We start from the raw sequence: 235 nt of genomic DNA on the forward strand, positions 1-235 counted from the left end.
CCCGCTGTGACCGCGCCCCCCGACCAGGCCCCGTTCCGGGCCTCCCTGGTCGACGACCAGGAGATGGGGCGGGCCGGCTCCCGGATGCTCGCCGACAGCCAGCCTGACATGGTCGTCGTCGGCGCCGCCGGCGACGGCGGCCAGGCCCTCGCCCCGCTCGCCGTCACCGCGGCCCTCGTGGGGCTGCTGGCGGTCCCGGTGCCGCGGGTGGACGGCGTCGGGGCCACCCGCCCCC

At 80.4% G+C, this 235-nt stretch carries 1 protein-coding gene; it reads left to right on the forward strand.

What is annotated here, in order from left to right:
* On the forward strand, positions 1-235 hold a 235-nt coding region (locus IEQ44_RS16555), incomplete at both ends, for a helix-turn-helix domain-containing protein (RefSeq protein WP_498371236.1).

The sequence above is a fragment of the Nocardioides malaquae genome, assembly GCF_015070385.1.
In the GTDB taxonomy this organism is placed as follows: Bacteria; Actinomycetota; Actinomycetes; order Propionibacteriales; family Nocardioidaceae; genus Nocardioides; species Nocardioides malaquae.